Source organism: Mammaliicoccus sp. FSL K6-3158 (assembly GCF_038005105.1).
Classification (GTDB): domain Bacteria; phylum Bacillota; class Bacilli; order Staphylococcales; family Staphylococcaceae; genus Mammaliicoccus; species Mammaliicoccus sciuri.
Window position 1 is genome coordinate 781,266 of sequence record NZ_JBBOSL010000001.1, and the last position, 20,482, is coordinate 801,747.

21 protein-coding genes and 1 riboswitch are annotated in these 20,482 nt (G+C 33.9%); of the genes, 19 read left to right on the forward strand and 2 right to left on the reverse strand.

The annotated features are described in order from the left end of the window. The first annotated feature begins 190 nt into the window (after positions 1-190). The 10 genes from MHH94_RS03745 to MHH94_RS03790 all read left to right on the forward strand — a co-directional run bounded on the left by MHH94_RS03745 (position 191) and on the right by MHH94_RS03790 (position 9,682). The gene (locus MHH94_RS03745) at positions 191-595 is read left to right on the forward strand and encodes a thiol-disulfide oxidoreductase DCC family protein (protein ID WP_232202332.1); all 405 of its coding nucleotides are present in this window, start codon (positions 191-193) and stop codon (positions 593-595) included. Positions 596-661: 66 nt separating this feature from the next. Next, the gene (locus tag MHH94_RS03750) at positions 662-1,627 is read left to right on the forward strand and encodes a LacI family DNA-binding transcriptional regulator (protein WP_058591123.1); all 966 of its coding nucleotides are present in this window, start codon (positions 662-664) and stop codon (positions 1,625-1,627) included. 1 nt (position 1,628) lies between these two features. After that, positions 1,629-2,510 (forward strand): ribokinase, encoded by an 882-nt coding sequence (gene rbsK, locus MHH94_RS03755; protein ID WP_058591122.1) that lies wholly within the window; start codon positions 1,629-1,631, stop codon positions 2,508-2,510. After that, entirely contained in the window at positions 2,503-2,892 is a 390-nt protein-coding gene (gene rbsD / locus MHH94_RS03760) for a D-ribose pyranase (protein ID WP_048540998.1), read from the forward strand. Before rbsK ends, rbsD begins: the two co-directional genes overlap by 8 nt. An 11-nt stretch (positions 2,893-2,903) precedes the next feature. Further along, on the forward strand, positions 2,904-4,400 hold the full coding sequence (locus tag MHH94_RS03765; RefSeq protein ID WP_084755830.1) for a sugar ABC transporter ATP-binding protein: 1,497 nt from the start codon (positions 2,904-2,906) through the stop codon (positions 4,398-4,400). Next, a complete protein-coding gene (locus MHH94_RS03770) occupies positions 4,381-5,319 on the forward strand; it encodes an ABC transporter permease (RefSeq protein WP_025906404.1) in 939 nt (312 codons plus the stop codon). The genes MHH94_RS03765 and MHH94_RS03770 overlap by 20 nt, the downstream gene beginning before the upstream one ends. A 24-nt stretch (positions 5,320-5,343) precedes the next feature. Then, positions 5,344-6,258, forward strand: a complete 915-nt coding sequence (locus tag MHH94_RS03775) for a D-ribose ABC transporter substrate-binding protein (protein WP_048540992.1) — start codon at positions 5,344-5,346, stop codon at positions 6,256-6,258. Positions 6,259-6,442: 184 nt separating this feature from the next. Beyond that, entirely contained in the window at positions 6,443-6,886 is a 444-nt protein-coding gene (locus MHH94_RS03780) for a Dps family protein (protein WP_025906400.1), read from the forward strand. A 140-nt stretch (positions 6,887-7,026) separates the two neighbouring features. Next, positions 7,027-8,436, forward strand: coding sequence for an FAD-binding oxidoreductase (locus MHH94_RS03785; protein WP_078354915.1), 1,410 nt, complete (start codon positions 7,027-7,029; stop codon positions 8,434-8,436). Beyond that, a complete protein-coding gene (locus MHH94_RS03790; RefSeq protein WP_340839759.1) occupies positions 8,426-9,682 on the forward strand; it encodes a (Fe-S)-binding protein in 1,257 nt (418 codons plus the stop codon). The genes MHH94_RS03785 and MHH94_RS03790 overlap by 11 nt, the downstream gene beginning before the upstream one ends. Before the next feature lie 485 nt (positions 9,683-10,167). Here the strand turns inward: MHH94_RS03790 and deoD are convergent, their stop codons facing one another. Beyond that, complete coding sequence (gene deoD / locus MHH94_RS03795) at positions 10,168-10,878, reverse strand: purine-nucleoside phosphorylase (RefSeq protein ID WP_025906394.1); 711 nt, start codon at positions 10,876-10,878, stop codon at positions 10,168-10,170. 112 nt (positions 10,879-10,990) lie between these two features. Between deoD and MHH94_RS03800 the strand changes: the two genes are divergently transcribed. The 5 genes from MHH94_RS03800 (at position 10,991) to MHH94_RS03820 (ending at position 15,603) form a co-directional block, all read left to right on the forward strand. Then, the gene (locus MHH94_RS03800; protein WP_078354913.1) at positions 10,991-11,929 is read left to right on the forward strand and encodes a sugar-binding transcriptional regulator; all 939 of its coding nucleotides are present in this window, start codon (positions 10,991-10,993) and stop codon (positions 11,927-11,929) included. 82 nt (positions 11,930-12,011) lie between these two features. Further along, a complete protein-coding gene (deoC, locus tag MHH94_RS03805) occupies positions 12,012-12,674 on the forward strand; it encodes a deoxyribose-phosphate aldolase (protein ID WP_058591116.1) in 663 nt (220 codons plus the stop codon). A gap of 81 nt (positions 12,675-12,755) precedes the next feature. Then, on the forward strand, positions 12,756-14,057 hold the full coding sequence (locus tag MHH94_RS03810; protein ID WP_078354912.1) for a pyrimidine-nucleoside phosphorylase: 1,302 nt from the start codon (positions 12,756-12,758) through the stop codon (positions 14,055-14,057). An 11-nt stretch (positions 14,058-14,068) separates the two neighbouring features. Next, entirely contained in the window at positions 14,069-15,253 is a 1,185-nt protein-coding gene (gene deoB / locus MHH94_RS03815) for a phosphopentomutase (protein WP_078354911.1), read from the forward strand. Then, positions 15,253-15,603, forward strand: a complete 351-nt coding sequence (locus MHH94_RS03820) for a DoxX family protein (protein ID WP_078354910.1) — start codon at positions 15,253-15,255, stop codon at positions 15,601-15,603. The genes deoB and MHH94_RS03820 overlap by 1 nt, the downstream gene beginning before the upstream one ends. Before the next feature lie 362 nt (positions 15,604-15,965). Here the strand turns inward: MHH94_RS03820 and MHH94_RS03825 are convergent, their stop codons facing one another. Beyond that, on the reverse strand, positions 15,966-16,433 hold the full coding sequence (locus tag MHH94_RS03825; protein WP_048540976.1) for an S-ribosylhomocysteine lyase: 468 nt from the start codon (positions 16,431-16,433) through the stop codon (positions 15,966-15,968). A 137-nt stretch (positions 16,434-16,570) separates the two neighbouring features. Between MHH94_RS03825 and MHH94_RS03830 the strand changes: the two genes are divergently transcribed. The 4 genes from MHH94_RS03830 (at position 16,571) to MHH94_RS03845 (ending at position 20,451) form a co-directional block, all read left to right on the forward strand. Beyond that, complete coding sequence (locus MHH94_RS03830; RefSeq protein WP_048540974.1) at positions 16,571-17,113, forward strand: GrpB family protein; 543 nt, start codon at positions 16,571-16,573, stop codon at positions 17,111-17,113. Positions 17,114-17,156: 43 nt separating this feature from the next. Then, positions 17,157-17,256, forward strand: a riboswitch (SAM riboswitch). Between the two features lie 59 nt (positions 17,257-17,315). Beyond that, positions 17,316-18,503: a M20 family metallopeptidase gene (locus tag MHH94_RS03835; protein ID WP_048540972.1), complete on the forward strand. Its 1,188-nt coding sequence runs from the start codon at positions 17,316-17,318 to the stop codon at positions 18,501-18,503. Next, positions 18,500-19,693, forward strand: a complete 1,194-nt coding sequence (gene ldmS, locus MHH94_RS03840; protein WP_084755841.1) for an L-aspartate--L-methionine ligase LdmS — start codon at positions 18,500-18,502, stop codon at positions 19,691-19,693. The genes MHH94_RS03835 and ldmS overlap by 4 nt, the downstream gene beginning before the upstream one ends. 95 nt (positions 19,694-19,788) lie before the next feature. After that, a complete protein-coding gene (locus MHH94_RS03845) occupies positions 19,789-20,451 on the forward strand; it encodes a DUF2750 domain-containing protein (RefSeq protein ID WP_340839768.1) in 663 nt (220 codons plus the stop codon). The last annotated feature ends 31 nt before the right edge of the window (positions 20,452-20,482 follow it).

Below are 20,482 nucleotides of genomic sequence, written 5' to 3' on the forward strand. Positions count from 1 at the left end.
GCAAGGATGACTAGAGTTGAAAAAGCTTGATACAAGCGCATTTCAATTCAGTCATCTACTGCCAAGATACTACAAGAGACTGAGACATTACATAATGTCCCAGTCTCTTTTTTATCGTTAGGGACATTATTCGGAATTGTGTCCGTAAAACTTTTATTTATCATACTGTCGTGTTACGTTAAAGAAAATAATGATTGGAGTGATTGTTATCGCTATTGTTTATTATGATGGGGATTGTGGATACTGTAATCGTGCTGTGATGTGGTTAATTCATCATAAGATTTCGACTCGTTTTCAATTTGCTCAACTTGAATCTTCATATGGTGATCATTTAATTGATGTTCGACCTGACTTGCAAAAAATTGATAGTATTATCGTTGTAGATGGTGACAAAGTATTGATTAAATCAAGTGCGATTATTCATTTATTACTTCAAATAAAAGGCTATCAACTATTGGGATGGGCTTTGAAATGGATACCGAGATGTGTTCGAGATGTTGGTTACGATGTATTTGCTAAAATCAGACATAAAGTGATTTTGAAAAACGAATGTAAGATACCGACACCTGAAGAAAGAAAATATTTTTTAAATTAATATTGCATAAATAAAGATTGCGTGATATCCTTTTGTGTAAACGGTTACATAAAAGGAAGTTGAAGTATGGCAACAATTAAACAAGTTGCGCAACATGCAGGAGTATCTGTTGCTACTGTATCTAGAGCGCTTAATAAAAGTGGTTATGTTAAGAAGGAAACACAAGATAAAATTGATAAAGCAATTCAAGAATTAAATTATCGACCTAACGAAACAGCAAGAACTTTATATAAACGACAATCTAGAATGATAGGACTATTGTTACCAGATATGAGTAACCCTTTTTTTACAGTAGTTGCTAGAGGTGTTGAAGATGAAGCGATGGCGTTGGGCTATCATATCATTATTGGAAATGGTGATGGCAATGATATGAAAGAACTTGCTTATTTAAATACATTTAACGTACATAATTGTAGTGGTATTATTGCTTCACAATTATCGAGTAAGGAAACTTTTGATTCATTTAAATCGTATAATATGCCTTTTGTTCTATTAGACCGTGTGTACGAAGATCATGAATTTGTTGAAACAAATCATTACAAAGGTGGACAACTTCAAGCTCAAGCAGTGATTAATGGTAAAGCACAATCTGTTCTTATTTTAGAACAAGATTTAAATTACAAATCATTTAGAGAGCGATTCAATGGTGCGAAGTTAATGTTAGATGAAGCGGGCATCAAGTATATCTCAACTAATGAATTATCTTTATCAGAAGATGATTTTCTCAACTTAATTAAAGAACACGACATTGATAGTATTATTTGTAGTAATGATGTAGGTGCATTTAACGTCATGAGTATTCTTTATAATCATCAATACAAAGTACCAGATGATATACAAGTTGTTGGATATGATGATATTCCGTTATCACGTACATATTCACCAAGTTTAACAACGATTCATCAACCTGCTTATTTAATTGGTCAAAAAGCTTGTCAACAATTGATTAAACAGTTGGAAGGTAAACAAAGAGAACATCATCAAATATTAGATGTTACTTTAGTAGAACGACAATCAACAAGGAGAGATTAATATGAATAAAATTACAGTTATCGGAAGTATGTCTATAGATTTAGTTGTATCAGCGTCTAAAAGACCAGGTAAAGGAGAAACAATTCTTGGGGACGATTTCTTTACAACACCTGGTGGGAAAGGTGCGAACCAAGCAGTCGCAGCTGCAAGATTAGGCGATAATGTACATATGATTGGTAGAATTGGGGACGATGATTTTGGTAAAGAAATATACGAAAATCTTCAAAATAATCACGTTATTGTGGATGGTGTGGAACCCGTTACACAAATGCCATCTGGAACAGCACATATAACATTATCTGAACAAGATAATAGTATTATTGTCGTACCTTCAGCTAACAATGAAGTGACACCAGACTATGTAAAAAAACATCTAGAAGCATTGTCTGAAGGAGATATCGTTTTATTACAACAAGAAATTCCAAGTGAAACTGTGGAGTTTGCGGTTGAATATTGTTCAGAGCACGGTTTGATTTCAATACTGAATCCTGCACCATATCGAGAGATTAGTCACACAGTTATCGAAAAAGTTGATTATTTAACACCAAATGAAACAGAAAGTGATGAGATGTTTAAAGGTGAATTAGATGAAGCGTTAGCAGCTTATCCAATGAAATTGATTGTAACTTTAGGTGATAAAGGTGCAGCTTATCATAATGGTAAAGAAAAAGTTCAAGTACCAGGTTATAAACGTGAAGTGAAAGATACGACAGGTGCTGGAGATACATTTAATGGTGCATTTGCAGTAGCGCTTCAAAAAGAATACAGTTTAGATCAAGCATTAGCATTTGCTAATTTAGCAGCAAGTCATTCAGTAACTGGATTAGGTGCACAAGGTGGAATGCCAACATTACAAGATATTAAAGGAGAATGGGATGTATAAGACAGGGATATTAAACAGTGAAATTTCTAAAGTATTAAGCGATCTAGGTCATACAGATCGTATTGTGATCGCAGATTGTGGTTTACCAGTACCAAAAGGCGTGCGAAAAATTGATTTAGCACTGACTTTTGGTGTACCAAGTTTTGAAAGCGTTTACGATATTTTGTTAGAACATATGTCTGTACAGAAAATGATTTTTGCAGAAGAAATTAAGACTGATAATTCACCACTTTATGAAAAGATTAAAGAAACAGATGTTGAAAGAGAATTTGTATCACACGAAGCATTTAAAAAATTAACACAAGATACTGTCGCTATTATAAGAACAGGGGAAGCAACACCATATGCAAACGTCATATTAGAAAGTGATGTTTTATTTTAAGGAGGGATTTCATGCTAGAAATGTCTGGTGTACATAAAGCGTTTGGCCAAAATAAAGTGTTAACAGGCGTAGATTTTAAATTAAAAGAAGCTTCAGTTCATGCACTTATGGGAGAAAATGGTGCAGGGAAATCTACTTTAATGAAGATTCTTGTTGGTATTCATGAAAAAGATGCAGGTCAAATTAATTATCACAATCAAGAAGTTGTCTTTAAAGATGCTCAAATGTCAGAAGAAGCAGGTATTACGTTTATACATCAAGAGCTTAATATTTGGCCAGAGTTAACAGTACTTGAAAATTTATTTATCGGGAAAGAAATGCGAAATAAATTTGGCATATTAAATGAGAAGAAAATGAAACAAGAAGCATTAAAAGTCTTTGGAAAATTAAACTTTAATATCTCATTGAAGAAAGTTGCAGGAAAATGTTCAATCGGTGAACAACAAATGATAGAAATTGCTAAAGCTTTAATGACCAATGCAAAAATTATCATCATGGATGAACCAACTGCAGCACTTACAGATAAAGAAATCACACAGTTGTTTAAACTCATTAAAAATCTTCAAAATCAAGGCGTTTCATTTGTTTATATTTCACATAGAATGGCTGAGATATTTGAGATTTCTGATGAAATTACCGTTATGAGAGATGGTAAAACTGTATTATATAAACCAACAAGTGAAACCAATTATGATGAAATTGTTAAATCGATGGTAGGTAGAGACTTAACAGAGCAATTCCCAGAAAGAACAGTCAACCCAGGTGAAACATTGATGCATGTTAAATCTCTTAATAATGATGAACAAGGCATCAAAGATATTTCATTCTCATTAAGAAAAGGTGAAATATTAGGATTTAGTGGTTTAATGGGCGCTGGTAGAACTGAGATTATGAGAAGCCTGTTCGGAATTGATAAAGGTCATAAAGATATTGACATTAATGGTCAATCTGTATTGATTAAGTCACCGGAAGATGCAATGAAACATGGTTTAGGCTTAATTACTGAAAATAGAAAAGATGAAGGACTCATTCTCGATTTCTCAATCGAACATAATATGGTTCTACCATCTCTTGAAAGCTTTTCAAATAAAGGGTTTATTAAAGAACAAGCGACGCATGTGTTTGCGGATCAAATGAGCAAAAGGCTCAATATTAAGACACCACGAAAAGCACTAGTATCCTCACTTTCAGGTGGTAACCAACAAAAAGTAGTGTTGGCAAAATGGATTGGTACAGGTGCTCAAATCTTGATTTTAGATGAACCGACAAGAGGGATAGACGTTGGTGCTAAGCGAGAAATTTATCAGTTGATGAATGAGCTAACTGAACGTGGTGTATCGATTATTATGATTTCTTCAGAGTTACCTGAAGTTATCGGCATGAGTGATCGCGTTATTGTTGTTCAAGAAGGCAATATTAAAGGTGAAGTTGAAGGCGAAAATATAACAGAAGAAAATATTATGACATTAGCTACAGGAGGGGAATTACATGCAACAACTAACAGCTAAGACTTCATTAGTCGAAAAAATTATTCCATTTATAGGACTTATATTATTAATCGTCGTGATTAGTATTATGAACTCTGCATTTCTAGATTTATCGAATTTATTAAACTTATTAAGACAAGTTTCAATTAACGGGTTAATTGCTTTTGGTATGACATTTGTTATTTTAACTGGTGGCATAGACTTATCAGTCGGTTCGATACTCGCATTATCAAGTGCATTTACTGCAATCTTAATTACAAGTGGTTTAGATCCAATCGTAGCATTGATTGTCGGAGTACTTGGTGGCTTCTTATTAGGTGTATTTAACGGTGTATTAGTAACATTCGGGAGTATGGCACCATTCATCGCAACACTTGCAACGATGACAATATTTAGAGGTTTAACACTCGTTGTTACTGATGGTAACCCTATTACTAATTTAGGTGATAGTTATATGTTCCAACTATTTGGTAAAGGTTATTTCTTCGGTATTCCAGTACCAGCAGTCACAATGATTATTGTATTTATTATATTGGCGATTATTTTACAAAAAACAACATTTGGTAGACATACATATGCTATCGGTGGTAATGAAGTGGCTTCAAAAATTTCTGGTATTAAAGTAAACAGAGTGAAAATTTTAATTTATGGTATTTCTGGTTTAATGTCTGCATTAGCAGGTGCGATATTAACATCACGTTTAAACTCAGCTCAACCTACAGCTGGTACATCATATGAGTTAGATGCTATCGCTGCAGTTGTATTAGGCGGAACTTCTTTAACAGGCGGTAAAGGTAGAATTGTTGGAACGTTTATTGGTGTACTTATTATAGGTGTACTTAATAACGGATTGAATTTATTAGGTGTATCATCATTCTACCAACAAGTCGTAAAAGGTATTGTTATTTTAATTGCTGTATTAATAGATAGAAAAAAATAATCAATTAGATTGAGGGGAAAACAAATGAAGAAATTATTAATACTACTAATGACAACTGTGTTATTTTTAGCGGCATGTTCACTTGAATCGCCTTTGAAAAAAGATAATGAAGGTAAAACAAATAAGAAAAAATCTGATATAACGATTGGTGTCAGTGTTTCAACATTAAATAACCCATTCTTCGTTTCAATTAAAGAAGGTATTGAAAAAGAAGCTGAAAAACAAGGTATGAAAGTGAAAGTAGTTGATGCAAGAGATGATTCAGCTAAACAAACAAATGATATAGAAGATTTAGTTCAACAACAAGTTGATTATTTAGTTGTGAATCCTACAGATTCTAGTGCAATTTCTAGTGCGGTTCAGTCAGCAAATAATGAAGGTATACCAGTTATTACATTAGATAGATCAGTTGATAAAGGTGATGTTGCAACATTTATCGCTTCAGATAACGTTGAAGGCGGTAAAATGGGCGGACAGTTTATTTTAGATAAATTAAGTAAAAATGCGAAAGTTGCCGAATTAGAAGGTGTTCCAGGTGCAAGTGCAACAAGAGAAAGAGGAGAAGGTTTCCATAAAGTTGCCGACAAATCACTTGATGTCATTGCTAAACAAAGTGCTAAGTTTGATCGAGCAGAAGGATTAAACGTGACACAAAATATCTTACAAGCACATCCAGAAGTAGAAGCGATATTCTCACACAATGATGAAATGGCACTCGGTGCTATCGAAGCAATTGGTGATAAAGATGTAATCGTAGTTGGATTTGATGGTAATGAAGATGCAATGAAAGCAATTAAAAGCGGCAAACTAGATGCAACTGTCGCTCAACAACCTGATAAGATGGGTAAAGCTTCAGTAGACTCTATCATTAAATTGATGGACGGTAAGAAACTTGAGAAAGAAATTAAGATTCCACTTAAGCTTGAGAAAGCAAAATAAATGTTTATAAAACGATAAAGAAGGTATAAGCCTAATGTAGGCTTTACCTTCTTTTTATGTAGATTTAAACTCTTATTTATAATTATTATAAATAAATGGCTAAATATTGTTGACAGATTAGAATGATTATAATATAATAATTAATGTAATCAAGAAAAGATAACTACAGAGGAGTGTAAAATAAATGACAAATAATAAAGAAGTAATCGAAGCGTTAAATAAACAAGTAGCAGAGTGGACAGTATTATATACTAAATTACACAACTATCACTGGTATGTTAAAGGACCAAACTTCTTTTCACTACATGAGAAATTTGAAGAACTTTACAATGAAGCAAGTGTGTATGTTGACGATTTAGCTGAACGTATTTTAGCAATTGAAGGTAACCCAATCGCTACTTTAAGAGAAGCATTAGAATGGTCAGTTATTGAAGAAGCTGAGAAAAACTTAACTGCAAACCAAATGGTTGAACAATTATCTAAAGACTTCACAACTGTAATTGCTCAATTAGAAGAAGGTATTCAATTAGCAGAAAAAGTTAACGACGATATGACTGGTGATATGTTATTAGCAATGGTAACAAGTCTTGAAAAACACAACTGGATGTTAAAATCATTCTTAAAATAATATTGAATTAAAAATACCTAATCCATGAACATGTTGGATTAGGTATTTTTTTAATCATAAATGTAAACGTATTCACATGAAATGAAAATTAAAGTAAACAGTGCTATCATGAATATAATTTCATATTGAGGGGGGATAACATGGAAGAACTCTATCATGCTTTAAAGAAACATTTAGATAATGGGCGCGTTTCTAGAGAAGTAGCGGATCTTTCAAGTTATAGTTTTGATGCTTCTTTCGGTGAATACATGCCTGATATTATTTGTCAGCCAATGTCTACTGAAGAAGTTGTGCATATTGTAAAGTTAAGTAATCAATATGACGTACCAATTTATCCAAGAGGTAGTGGTACAAGTTTAAGTGGGGGACCACTTGCAGTTCATGGTGGCATAGTATTGGACTTTTCAAGATGGGACAATGAAATCACAGTTTACGAAAATGATTTAATGATGGAAGTTTCACCAGGCGTTATCACTGAGAAAATTCATAAAATTGCTGAATCCTATGGATTGATGTATCCACCTGATCCATCCAGTTCTCGTGTTTCAACAATTGGGGGTAACTTAGCTGAAAATGCAGGTGGACCAAGATGCTTAAAGTATGGCGTGACGAAAGACTATGTTGTTGGATTAGAAGTCGTAACGGCCAATGGTGATGTGATTCACTGTGGTGGACGCACAGTAAAAAATGTTACAGGTTATGATATGACCAAATTAATTGTAGGGTCAGAAGGTACGCTCGGTATTATTACAAAAGCTACTTTACAATTGATACCTAAACCGATTGATACAAAGACGGCAATGTTGCAATTTGATGATTTCATTACATCAGGTGAAGCGGTATCTAAAATTTTAAGATCAGGTATATTACCTTCTAAAATCGAAATCATGGATAAATATTGTGTTGATGCTGTATTGTCGACACATCCAATTGAGAATGTGACGGCTGATGCTGAGTCAGTATTGTTAGTCGAATTAGATGGTCATCCTTTAGCACTTGAAGCAGAAATGAAAATCATCGAAGAAACATGTGCTGCGCTACCTGGCTGTAAAGTCATCATTGCTGAAGATGAAAAACAAGCATCTGAACTATGGGAAGTACGTAAACTTGTGTCACCAGCTATCGTAAAATTTGGACCGACAAAGATAAGCGAAGATACAAGTGTGCCGGTCAGTCAAATTCCAGCTTTCTTTGAAGAAATCGAAAGAATTCGACAAACTTATCAATTAAATCTAGTTGTGTTTGGGCATGCTGGAGATGGCAATTTACATCCTAATATTATTACGGATAAACGTAAGCCAGAAGAAATGAAACGAGCAGAAGAAGCAGTTGCTGAAATTTTTAAAGCTTCACTGAAATTAGGTGGTACATTAAGCGGTGAACATGGTATTGGATTGTTTAAAAAGCCATTTATGTATAACGAATTTGATGAAGCGGGCATGAAATTTATGAAAGATGTAAAACAAGCATTGGACCCTAATAATCGTCTGAATCCAGGTAAAATCTTTCCAGACGAGCATGAAAGGTTTGTGTTAGTCCATGACGAATAATCTAATCGAAAAATTAGCTTATGATGCAACTTTTGATTGTGTTCAATGTGGCTTTTGTTTACCGTCTTGCCCTACATATTTAACGATGAAAGAAGAAAAGCATTCTCCACGAGGTAGAATCAATCTTGTTAAATATGCAGTTGAAGGTAAAGCAGAACTTAAAGATTTAGAAGAAGCGATTGATTTATGTTTAGGCTGTAGACAATGTGAAACAGTTTGTCCAACGAATGTTCAATATGGAGACATTTATGAATCGGCAGTCGAAGTATTAAGAGAAAAGCGCAATAAAAAATTAGACACACAAATCATGTCTGTATTTTTAGAACATCAATATATGTTAGATGTGATGTATAAAGGCTTGAAGCTCTATCATACGTCATTTGTTTCAAGCATTTTAAATAAGACAAATGCATTAAAATTACTACCAGAAAGATTAGGGAATATGGCGATGATTTTGCCACCAGTTCAAAAAGATAAGCGACCTTACCAAACACCATTTAGAACGAAAAAAACAACAATTGGCTTTTTCAGAGGTTGCATGATGGACTCATTTTTCTCACATATAAACGATCTTGCGATAAAAATTTTAGAAGCTCATAATATTCAAGTTGTAGAAATTAAACAACAAACATGTTGTGGCGCACTTCAACATCACGCAGGAGAAATGGATAAAGCAAGAAAATTAGCCAAACTAAATATTGAAGCGCTAGAAAAATACGATGTAGATTATTATGTCAATGCTATTGGTGGTTGTGGCGCTTCGTTAATAGAATATGATCATTTATTGAGAAATGAAGCGGAGTGGAAAGATAGAGCAGAACAGTTTGTCGATAAAGTGAGAGACATATCAGTTATATTAGAAGACATTGACTTAAATTTAGAACACCCGATCAATATACAAGCCACATATCAGCCATCATGTCACTTACAAAACGTACAACATGTATTCCATGAACCTGAAAAAGTAATCAACCAAATAAAAGGACTAACATATAAAGTATTACCTGAAAAAGACATCTGTTGCGGTTCAGCAGGTATATATAATATCGTGAATTATGATGCATCGATGGAAATCTTAAATCGAAAAATGAGTCACGTAAAAGAAATAGAGCCGCAATTAATCATCACATCAAATCCAGGCTGTCACTTGCAAATGTTGTTAGGTGTTAAAAATGAAGGATTAGAAGATAAAATACAAGTTAAACATATTGTAGAAGTCGTAGCAGGAGCATGTGGTATAGAATAATGAGGATGTTGAGATGATGGTAAGAGATGATTGGCGAGAGATGAGCGTGTTAGGGACAGAATTCTGAGAAATGTCCGTAAGAGGTATTGTTAGAGACAGAATTCTGAGAAATGTCCGTAAGAGGTATTGTTAGGGACAGAATTCTGAGAAATGTCCGTAAGAGGCGTCGTTAGGGACAGAATTCCGAGAAATGTCCGTAAGAGTGGTTGTTAGAGACAGAATTCTGAGAAATGTCCGTAAGAGGTATTGTTAGAGACAGAATTCTGAGAAATGTCCGTAAGAGTGGGCCCTCTAATTACCAGAATTCGGAATAATGGAAGTTACAGCCTTCTAACTACCAAAATTCGGGATAATGATAGTTAGCGACCTCTAATTATCTAACTTCTGGAAGTTAACGCAATCTATATAACTCCTTAACTATCACAAATGAAAAGAGCTGAGACGGTAATCATCGTCTCAGCTCTCTTTTTATGCTTATTAATATATTATTCTGCGATTTCTAATGCAATTTCCATCATTTGTGTAAATGAATTTTGTCTTTCTTCTGCTGTTGTTGCTTCATCTCTTAATAAGTGGTCACTTACTGTGAAGATACCTAATGCTTTTTTACCAGCTGCAGCGGCATTTACATATAATCCAGCTGATTCCATTTCAACGCCTAAGATACCTAATCTTGCCCATTTGCTTGTTACTTCTGAATCTGCATTATAGAAAATATCACTTGAGAAGATATTACCTACGTGTGATGTTGCGCCGATTTCGTCTGCTTTGTTTTTAGCGCTTGCTACTAAGCCGAAGTCTGCGATTGGTGCGAAGTAACCTGGCACGTTGAATTGATCAACATAACGAGAGTTTGTGGATGCACCTTGAGCGATAATAATATCGTATAAGTTGATATCTTCTTGCATAGCACCACATGATCCGATACGAATAATTGTGTCTACGTCAAAGAAATTATAAAGTTCATAAGAATAAATACCGATTGAAGCGATACCCATACCTGAACCCATAACAGAAACTTCTTTACCTTTATAAGTTCCTGTGTAACCTAACATATTTCTTACATCGTTGAATTGTTCTACATTTTCTAAAAAGTTTTCAGCGATAAATTTAGCACGTAATGGATCCCCCGGCATTAGTACTGTTTTTGCGATTTTTACACCATTTGGTTGAATATGTGGTGTCCCTTGAGTCATAACTATCTTCTCCTTTAAATAAAATATAAGTTTTTTCATCTTAAAGATAACATTTGTTTAAATTTTTTGCGAATTTTTGTACGATAAGAGTGAAAGAAAGTGGTGAATAGGGATGGATTTACAAAAGAACAAGGATAGTATCAAGATTGCAAAGCTATATTATCAAGAAGGTTTGAGTCAAGAAGCGATTGCGAAAAAGTTAAATATTTCAAGACCAACTATATCAAGATTATTGAATCATGCTAAAAATCAAGGCTTTGTGACGATTAAAATTGATGACCCTTATCAAGATGCAGAAAGTTTAGCTTCACTTTTAAAAGCGAAATACAATTTAAAAGATTGTGTTGTTGAACATGCATCTTATAACGATTATTCAAATATTCAAACGGCAATTGGTAAAAAGACTGCTGAATATTTAAATAAAATTGTGAAAAGTGGGGATAATATTGGTATAAGTTGGGGTAAAACGATGTATCAAGTCTCTCAATATCTAGAACAAAGTCATTATAAAGATATTGGTATTATTCAGTTGAAGGGCGGTATTAGTTTTTCAGATGTTGACACGAGAAGTCATCAAATTCTAGAAAGATTTGCTCAAGCTTATAATGCGACACCGAGAGATTTACCGTTACCCGTTATTTTTGATGTAAAAGAAGTTAAAGATATGGTTGAAAAAGACAGACATATTAAATCAATACTCGATCAAGGTAGACAAGTTGACGTTGCGATTTTTACTGTAGGAACTGTAAGAGATTCTTCCCTATTATTTAAACTTGGATTTTTGAGTGAAGAAGAAAAAGAAAGGCTTAAAAAATCAGCAGTAGGTGATATTTGTTCAAGATTTTATAATAGCAAAGGAGAAGTAGCAGACGAAGCTATTAATAATCGAACGATAGGTATTGAACTTGATGCGTTAAAAGGTATAGAACATTCAGTATTAGTTGCTGGAGGTGAGCATAAAATCGCTTCTATTAGAGGTGCACTTGAAGGTAAATTGAGTAATATTTTAATTACGGATCAATACACTGCACAGGCGTTATTAGATTGTTGAACAATATTTCAGTTATAGTTTTACAAATGTTCAACAACATTATATAATAGAGTTAATCAAAAAAATATTAGGAGGATTCAACATGTCATTAGCTAAATATATCGATCACACAGCATTAAAACCAGATACGACTTTGGAACAAATTGACGCTTTATTAAGTGAAGCGAAAGAATATGGATTCAAATCAGTATGTGTCAATCCTACACACGTTGCACATGCCAAGAAAGCATTAGAAGGGACAGATGTACTTGTATGTACAGTAATCGGATTCCCTCTTGGAGCTAACACAAGTGAAGTTAAAGCATTTGAAACAGAAGATGCAATTAAAAAAGGTGCTTCAGAAGTAGATATGGTTATCAACATTGGTGCATTAAAAGACGGCAGAGATGAAGATGTTAAAAAAGATATCGAAAGTGTTGTTTCAGCAGCTAACGGTGTAACAACTAAAGTTATCATTGAAACTTCATTATTAACAGATGCTGAAAAAGTGAGAGCATGTGAACTTGCTGTTGCAGCAGGTGCAGATTTTGTTAAAACTTCAACAGGATTTTCAACTGGTGGTGCGACTGCAGAAGATATTAAATTAATGCGTGAAACAGTTGGTCCTGATATAGGCGTAAAAGCATCAGGCGGTATCCGTTCATACGAAGATGTTAAAACAATGATAGATAATGGTGCAACACGTATTGGTGCTTCAGCAGGCGTTAAAATTTTAAAAGGTGAAGCGTCAGATTCAGATTACTAAAATTAATGGTACTTGAAATAGTACCTTTAATTTTCAAGATTAAGGTAAGCGTATTCATACAAAAATTGGAGGGTATTAACGATGAGAATGGTTGATGTAATTGCAAAGAAACGTGACGGGAAAGAATTAACGAAAGAAGAAATTGAATTTTTTGTTAAAGGATATACTACAGGCGATATTCCGGATTACCAAGCGTCTAGTTTAGCAATGGCTATATATTTTCAAGATATGACAGATGAAGAACGTGCAAACTTAACAATGGCTATGGTTGAATCAGGGGATCAAATTGATTTATCTGAAATTGAAGGTATTAAAGTTGATAAGCATTCTACAGGTGGTGTAGGTGATACAACTACACTTGTACTTGCACCTTTAGTAGCAGCATTAGACGTACCAGTCGCAAAAATGAGTGGACGTGGTTTAGGTCATACAGGTGGTACAATTGATAAACTTGAAGCAGTTGAAGGGTTCCATGTTGAAATTAGTGAACAAGAATTTATTGATTTAGTGAATAAAGATAAAGTAGCCGTAATCGGTCAAACAGGTAACTTAACACCTGCAGATAAAAAGCTATACGGCTTACGAGATGTAACAGGTACAGTTAATTCAATTCCATTAATTGCATCTTCAATTATGAGCAAGAAAATTGCAGCAGGTGCTGATGCGATTGTCTTAGATGTTAAGACTGGTGCAGGTGCATTTATGAAGACGATTGAAGATTCTGAGTTACTTGCACATGCAATGGTTAAAATCGGGAATAATGTAGGTAGAAATACAATGGCGATTATTTCTGATATGAGCCAACCTTTAGGAAGAGCAATTGGTAACGGCTTAGAAGTGAAAGAAGCTATCGATACATTAAAAGGTGAAGGTCCAGAAGATTTAACGGAACTTGTATTAACTTTAGGTTCTCAAATGGTTGTATTAGCTAAGAAAGCTGAAACTTTAGATAAAGCGAGAGAAAAACTTTTAGAAGTGATTCATAACGGTAAAGCTTTAGAAAAATTCAAAGTATTCCTTGAAAATCAAGGTGGAGACGGTTCTGTAGTAGATGACGTAACGAAATTACCACAAGCTCAATATACTTTCGAAGTTAAAGCTGAAACTTCAGGTTACGTATCACATATCGTTGCAGATGAAATTGGTGTTGCTTCAATGCTTTTAGGTGCAGGAAGAGCAACAAAGGATGATATAATTGACTTAGCAGTTGGTTTAGTATTAAATAAAAAAGTTGGCGACAAAGTTGAAGCGGGTGAATCGTTAGTAACGATTTACGCAAATCAAGAAGATGTTAAAGATGTAGAAGCTAAAATTTTAGAAAACATCACAATTTCTGACGAACAAGTTAAACCAACATTAATTCATAAAGTGATTACAGATTAGGAGTGTGTCAAATGACAAACCGATTTAAACGTATTCATTTAATCGTAATGGATTCAGTAGGTATTGGTGAAGCACCAGACGCTAAAGCATTTGGTGACGAAGGTTCTCATACATTAAAACATACACTTGAAGGTTTTAATGAAACATTACCAAACTTAGAAAAATTAGGATTAGGCAATATAGCAGACTTACCAGTAGTTCAAAAAGTATCAAATCCAGAAGCATTCTATACTAAATTAAGTGAAGCTTCAGTTGGTAAAGATACAATGACTGGACATTGGGAAATCATGGGTCTAAATATTGATAAACCTTTTAAAGTCTATCCAGAAGGCTTCCCAGAAGAATTGGTAGAAGAAATTGAATCAATTACTGGTAGAAAAGTTGTTGCAAATAAACCAGCATCAGGTACTGCAATTATCGATGAATATGGCAAGCATCAAATGGAAACTGGAGATTTAATTGTATATACATCTGCAGATCCAGTGCTACAAATTGCAGCACATGAAGATATCATTCCTTTAGAAGAATTATATGATATTTGTGAGAAAGTAAGAGAGCTGACGAAAGATCCTAAATATCTAATAGGAAGAATTATTGCACGTCCATACGTTGGCGAACCAGGTAACTTCACTAGAACATCAAACAGACATGATTATGCATTGAAACCATTTGGTAAAACAGTTATGAATACTTTAAAAGATGCTGATTACGATGTCATTGCAATCGGTAAAATTAATGATATTTACGATGGTGAAGGTGTTACAAAAGCTATAAGAACAAAAGACAACATGGATGGTATGGACCAATTAATCGATGTTGTGAAAAGTGATTTCACTGGAATCAGTTTCTTAAACTTAGTTGACTTCGATGCATTATATGGTCATAGAAGAGATAAAGAAGGTTATGCAAATGCAATTAAAGACTTTGATAACCGATTAGAAGACTTACAAGCAGTATTAAATGAAGATGACTTAGTCATTATTACAGCTGACCACGGTAACGATCCAACTGCTCCAGGAACAGATCATACACGTGAATATGTACCATTATTAATGTATAGTCCAAGTATTAAAGAATATCATGAACTATCAGGTGATGATACATTCAGTTCAATTGGTGCAACAATAGCAGATAACTTTAATGTGACGTTACCTAAATTCGGTAAAAGTTATTTAAATGAGATGGGGATTAAGTAATGAATATAGTTAGACGATTATTTGGAATAGGATTTTCATTTGCAGGTGTGATGCATTTTGTAAGGTCAGAAGGTTTTGAAGCAATCGTTCCAAACTATTTACCATTTAAAAAAGCAATTGTTTGGATAACAGGTGTGATGGAAATCGTATTTGGTATCATGTTAATCATCAAAAAGCCAAGTAACTTAATGAAAAAATTAATCGAATGGTTCTTACTAGCTGTATTTCCAGCAAATGTTTATATGGCGCAAAAGAACATCCCATTAAACGGTAAACAATTACCAAAATGGGCGTTGTGGGGTAGATTACCACTACAATATGTGATGATTAAACTAGTACGAAAAATGTAATTTTTATATAGAAAGAGTTTGGGATATCGTATCCCAAACTCTTTTTTTATGTGAGGGTAAGTGTGATGTATGGATTAGGTGAATATTATGTTGGTGAGTTAGGTGTTAGTTGTCGTTATTAGCAGTTCTGGCTAGAAGTGCAAATAAGGAGCTCCTTGTTTACAGTTCAGCCGAGATTTGTAACTAAGGCGTTCCATAGTAACACTTCGGCCGAGTTTTGTAACTAACGCTCCCGTTATGAACAAGTTTGGCGAGAAGTGTTCACAACAGCCCCGTTATGAACAAGTTTGCTCAGAAGTGCCCGCAACGCACCGACATTTCAACATAAAAAAGCCCAGGATTCATGTCCTGGGCTTTCCTCATTAATCTTCTTTAAAGATATTTTTCCAATTATCGCGTTCTGCTAAAAATTCTGTTGCTAATTGTTGTGCGCCTTCTAATGAATGACTTGCTGCCCAACCGCATTGTACTTCGTTACATGCTGGGACTTCTGTTGCTTGTTCTACATCTTTAAGTGTTGCTTCTAATATAGCAAGTACGTCATCATAATCGTCATGATTGATGAATGATGCATAAAATCCTGTTTGACATCCCATTGGACTAACATCTACCACTTTATCTGTATGGTTTCTAATGTTCTCAGCCATTAAATGTTCTAGGGAATGTAATGCAGGCATTTCCATATGTTCTTTGTTAGGTTGTTTAAATCGAATATCATATTTATGGATAACATCACCATTTTGTCCTTCTTTGATTCCCGCAAGTCTCACAAATGGTGCGTCTACTATCGTATGATCTAAATTAAAACTTTCAACATTCATTTTTGTCATGAAGATTCCTCCTTTGATTTCGGCATCATTATATCAAGTTAATTTTGAAAAAACAATCAATTCAGATTTCTTTTACTTTCTTTCTATGTTACTTTATAAGATAATATTAATAAATTATTCTGAAATTAGGTGATGAGATGGAGCGATTACGTGTAGTCCCATACGACAGTATATGGCAACACCTTTTTCTTGAAGAGAAAAAATATTTACAGTCGTTATTGAAAGAACATAGTATCAGCATTGAACATATAGGATCAACGGCTATTCCTGGATTATCTGCGAAGCCGATTATAGATATATTAATAGTTGTAAAAGATAGTAAATCGATTGATGAATTTACACATGAATTATCAGGTTTAGGATATGAATCTAAAGGAGAACGTGGTGTTATCGGTAATCGATATTTCAAAAAATATGATCAATACGGTGCAGTTTCTCACCATTTACATATTTATGATGAAGGTAGCCCACATATTTTAAGATTATTATCTTTTAGGGATTATTTAAGAACATTCAATGGTGAAAGAGAAAGATATAGTCGACTAAAGCACGACTTAGTGATTGAATTTCCTGATGATAGTGAACAGTACTATAAAGGCAAAGACAGCATGATTAAAGAATTTGAGAAAAAAGCAGAAAAATGGTACTTAAATTCCAATGATATTGCAACAAATCATTGACATATCCGAGTTAGACAGTTAGAATTAAATTCAAATTTCATACGAATTATCAAGAGAGACTGAGGGAAGGGCCCGATGAAGTCCAGCAACCTCCCATAATGGAAAGGTGCCAATTCCTGCAGTTTGTTACTGGAAGATAAAAGAACGATTGGCGCACTCCTTACAAAGTAGTGCGCTTTTATATTGGAAAGGTGAATCATTAATGAGTAACTTATCGCAAAATATTATTAATTATATAGAACAAAATAGACATTTATATTTATCAATGAGTCATCAAATTCATGAACGTCCTGAGTTAGGTAATGAAGAAGTATTTGCATCACGTTTATTAAGCGACCAATTAAAGAATCATCATTTTAAGATAGAGAAGAATATTGCGAAACATCCGACAGGTTTCATTGCAACGTATGACTCAGGAAAAGAAGGTCCAACTATTGCATATTTAGCAGAATATGATGCATTACCTGGTCTTGGTCATGCGTGTGGTCATAATATTATTGGAACCTCAAGTGTGTTAGCAGGTATCAGTTTGTCTAAAGTGATTGATCAAATCGGTGGCAAAGTTGTCGTGTTAGGTTGTCCTGCTGAAGAAGGAGGTATTAATGGTAGTGCTAAAGCAACTTATGTGAAAGCTGGGATTATCGATAATATTGATATTGCACTAATGGTTCATCCTGGCCATGAGACTTACGTGACAGTGCCTTCATTAGCTGTAGATGTATTTGATGTTAAATTCTATGGACGAAGCGCTCATGCCTCTGAAAATGCTTTTGAAGCGGTTAATGCGTTAGATGCTATGTTATCTTTCTTTAATGGCGTGAGCATGTTAAGACAACAAATTAAAAAGACAGATAAAGTACACGGCGTTATATTAAATGGAGGTGAAGCAGCGAATATTATTCCTGATTTTACACATGCCCGTTTCTACACACGTGCCACTTCACGTAAAGAATTAGATATCCTTACTGATAAAGTGAGGAAAATAGCTGAAGGTGCAGCTATACAAACGGGTGGTACATACGAATTAAGACCAATCCAAAATGGTGTGAATGAATTCGTTATTAATAAGCCTCTAGACGAATTATTTAGAAAGCACGCTGAACAAGTTGGCGAAGAAGTCATTGATGACGATTTTGGTTTTGGTTCTACAGATACGGGGAATGTAAGTCATATCGTACCGACTATACACCCACACATTAAAATTGGACCATCTAATTTAGTCGGCCATACGAAAGAATTTTGCCAAGCTGCTGCAAGTACAAAGGGTGATAAGGCATTAATTAATGGTGCGAAAATATTGGCCTCAATGGGATTAGAACTTATAGAGAATGTATCCCTTAGAAATGAAATCATTGAGCATCATCAAACATTAAGGGAGAACTTGTTATGAAAAAAGAATATAGGAAACCACTCAATTTAACGTTAAGAGATTTATATGAAGAAGATATTGTATATAATGCGAGACCTTCTTATGAAGATAATCCTTGGTTAAAAGCTGAAGAAGCACAATCTAATTTTTTAACAGCAAGAGAAATGATTATTAGTAACATGCCCATGATCGTTCATGAAGCATGTTTAACAGATAATGTTAAAAGAATTTTAAAATTAGTAAATGTGGATATTCCGAGCAATATATATACTTTTAAAGATAGAACGCAATATGAACATTTACTACAACAGTTAACTGCTGAAAATAAAAAAATATTCTTCCAATATATACATGGTCAACATTTATGTAAAGATGAAGAATATGCAGTTTATAAACCTAAATTTATAGATTTAAATAATAAATCGAAAATTGAACAATGGACGGGTGGTAAATATTTACCGAAACGAGAAATTGTGAAAGCAGAAGAATTTGAAGCAGCTATTCAAAACTGGGATTTACCATTGGTCATTAAACCGGGAGACGAATTACCTACAGCAGGTGGGTATGGTGTAATGATTTGTTATAATGAAGCAGATTTAAAGAAAGCAACAAATAGAATTAAAGAAGCATCTGATACAAAATACATTATCATCGAACAATTTATTGAAGAAATTGAGAATTATTGTGTTCAATACGTATATAGTGAAAAGACGGGTATACAATATATAGGTGCTGTAAAACAGCTTACAGATAAATATGGCTTCTACAATGGTAATGTTAATTCGAATCAAGTACCACAAAGCGTGATTGAGGCTGGATACGAAATAATGAAAAACGGTGTTGAATATGGTTATAAAGGAGTTTCAGGCTTTGATCTTCTAGTAGATAAAAACCATGACGTATATGCGATTGATTTAAACTTCAGACAAAATGGTTCAACAAGTATGTTATTACTTAAAGATCGCTTGCATGAAGGTTTTCATAAATTTCTAAGTTATCATTCCACAGGCGATAACACACATTTCATCAATACAATTGAACAATTCATCAAAAATGGACATCTCTATCCTCTTGCATACTATGATGGTGACTATTTCGGTAAAGACAACGTAAAATCAAGATTTGTTGGAATTTGGCATGCAGAAACTGAAGAAAAGGCATTAGAACAAGAGCAACTATTTCTAGATGCATTAAGTAGTCAAATTGAATAAAAAATTTTTTACAATTTAACTTAATTTATATTGACTTATACCTTATACGTATAATATATTTTATTGGGATTAAATATAAAGAAAAGGGTGGTAGAATGGCTATCCAGGATATGTCTAAATTTAAACAAATATTAACAAAAGAAAGATTTTATGTTGTGCTGAATGACCGTAAAATATTAAGAGACAATGATACAGATTACCGTCTTATTTGGTCAACGAAAGAAAGTGCAGAGTCATATTTGAAATCGTATGAAATTACTAAATACGATAAAATTATGGAGTTAGATTTAGATAGATTTGTTACATATGAAATGGATGATATCCTTGATGAAGGCGATCAATTCATTGTAGACAAATCCGAAGATAATGAAGGGTTAACAGTAGAAGCAATTCCATTCATAGAAGAAATCATGAGTGAATTAGATGATATCCGAATAGAAGAATTTGCAGAAGACATTTGCAACGAAAGCTATGTATACGGGTTAACAGTTAAAGGACAAAAACAATTTATTATCGTATCAGAAGAAGATGCAAGTCTACCAAACATGATGACAGTCTGGAGTACGCGTAAATTAGCAGAAAAAGTACATCGTGATGACTTTGAAGAATACGATATTATTGAAGTAGAAACAGAAGTCTTTGAAGAATGGTTAGAAGACTTGAAACAAGAAGAAATCGCATTAGGAATCAACTTAAAATCAGGCATGATCGGTACAGTAACAGATCCAAAAGCCATTTTAAACGCAATGCCTTGTTAAATAATTAAATAAATAATTGTAATTAAAAAAG

Excerpts from the sequence above, each read along its gene's own strand:
- MHH94_RS03745 (WP_232202332.1), top strand. The coding sequence starts at position 191 with ATGATTGGAGTGATTGTTATCGCTATTGTTTATTATGATGGGGATTGT.
- MHH94_RS03780 (WP_025906400.1), top strand. The coding sequence starts at position 6,443 with ATGACAAATAATAAAGAAGTAATCGAAGCGTTAAATAAACAAGTAGCA.
- MHH94_RS03785 (WP_078354915.1), top strand. The coding sequence starts at position 7,027 with ATGGAAGAACTCTATCATGCTTTAAAGAAACATTTAGATAATGGGCGC.
- MHH94_RS03765 (WP_084755830.1), top strand. The coding sequence starts at position 2,904 with ATGCTAGAAATGTCTGGTGTACATAAAGCGTTTGGCCAAAATAAAGTG.
- deoC (WP_058591116.1), top strand. The coding sequence starts at position 12,012 with ATGTCATTAGCTAAATATATCGATCACACAGCATTAAAACCAGATACG.
- deoD (WP_025906394.1), bottom strand. The coding sequence starts at position 10,878 with ATGACTCAAGGGACACCACATATTCAACCAAATGGTGTAAAAATCGCA.
- MHH94_RS03810 (WP_078354912.1), top strand. The coding sequence starts at position 12,756 with ATGAGAATGGTTGATGTAATTGCAAAGAAACGTGACGGGAAAGAATTA.
- MHH94_RS03820 (WP_078354910.1), top strand. The coding sequence starts at position 15,253 with ATGAATATAGTTAGACGATTATTTGGAATAGGATTTTCATTTGCAGGT.
- MHH94_RS03750 (WP_058591123.1), top strand. The coding sequence starts at position 662 with ATGGCAACAATTAAACAAGTTGCGCAACATGCAGGAGTATCTGTTGCT.
- ldmS (WP_084755841.1), top strand. The coding sequence starts at position 18,500 with ATGAAAAAAGAATATAGGAAACCACTCAATTTAACGTTAAGAGATTTA.
- rbsK (WP_058591122.1), top strand. The coding sequence starts at position 1,629 with ATGAATAAAATTACAGTTATCGGAAGTATGTCTATAGATTTAGTTGTA.
- rbsD (WP_048540998.1), top strand. The coding sequence starts at position 2,503 with ATGTATAAGACAGGGATATTAAACAGTGAAATTTCTAAAGTATTAAGC.
- deoB (WP_078354911.1), top strand. The coding sequence starts at position 14,069 with ATGACAAACCGATTTAAACGTATTCATTTAATCGTAATGGATTCAGTA.
- MHH94_RS03835 (WP_048540972.1), top strand. The coding sequence starts at position 17,316 with ATGAGTAACTTATCGCAAAATATTATTAATTATATAGAACAAAATAGA.
- MHH94_RS03825 (WP_048540976.1), bottom strand. The coding sequence starts at position 16,433 with ATGACAAAAATGAATGTTGAAAGTTTTAATTTAGATCATACGATAGTA.
- MHH94_RS03800 (WP_078354913.1), top strand. The coding sequence starts at position 10,991 with ATGGATTTACAAAAGAACAAGGATAGTATCAAGATTGCAAAGCTATAT.
- MHH94_RS03790 (WP_340839759.1), top strand. The coding sequence starts at position 8,426 with ATGACGAATAATCTAATCGAAAAATTAGCTTATGATGCAACTTTTGAT.
- MHH94_RS03830 (WP_048540974.1), top strand. The coding sequence starts at position 16,571 with ATGGAGCGATTACGTGTAGTCCCATACGACAGTATATGGCAACACCTT.
- MHH94_RS03775 (WP_048540992.1), top strand. The coding sequence starts at position 5,344 with ATGAAGAAATTATTAATACTACTAATGACAACTGTGTTATTTTTAGCG.
- MHH94_RS03845 (WP_340839768.1), top strand. The coding sequence starts at position 19,789 with ATGGCTATCCAGGATATGTCTAAATTTAAACAAATATTAACAAAAGAA.
- MHH94_RS03770 (WP_025906404.1), top strand. The coding sequence starts at position 4,381 with ATGCAACAACTAACAGCTAAGACTTCATTAGTCGAAAAAATTATTCCA.